This is a genomic window from Falsiroseomonas sp. RANM36 (genome assembly GCF_056682175.1).
This window is the reverse complement of record NZ_JBWXTD010000005.1, coordinates 660,690-661,177: the sequence shown is the minus strand read 5'-3', so window position 1 is coordinate 661,177 and position 488 is coordinate 660,690. Positions and strand designations below refer to the sequence as shown.

1 protein-coding gene is annotated in these 488 nt (G+C 81.4%); it reads right to left on the bottom strand.

Annotation, left to right across the window (positions count from 1 at the left end):
• Positions 1-426: ELM1/GtrOC1 family putative glycosyltransferase (locus AC1MIR_RS21200; RefSeq protein WP_480030162.1), on the bottom strand; the 426-nt coding region annotated here is incomplete at its 3' end.
• Between the last annotated feature and the right edge of the window lie 62 nt (positions 427-488).

Genomic DNA, 488 nt, shown 5'->3' with positions numbered 1-488 from the left:
GCCGCGCCCCAGGACCGCGGCCGCGAGGCGCCCGGCCTCGCCCCGCGGGCGGCGCGCGAACGGCGCCGGCGCCGCGGAGAGCGGCCGCGCCTGGCCGGCGGCGTAGAGGCTTTCGTGCAGGGCGAGGTGCCGCCGCCCCTCGTCGCCCTGTGGCGCGATGAAGATCGGCGCGGCGGTGATCAGCGCCTCCGACAGCATCGAGACCGAGTCGCCGGTGACGACGAGCGCGTCGGCCCAGGCCATGAAGCCGAGCAGCGGGTTCGCCCCCTCCCCGCCCCAGCGATGCAGCCGGTGCGGCACGGCGGAGAGCGCCTCGGCCAGCGCCTCGGTCGCGGCCGAGCCGGTGCGGCGGCTGGCGGTGGCCAGCACGCTGCCGGCGAAGCCTGCGACCCGCGCGCCGAGCGTCGCGGCGGCGGCGGACGTCATCCCCTCCCCCCCCCCCAGGCCCCGGGGGGCCCAAACCCCCCCGCCCCCCCCCCCCCCCGGGG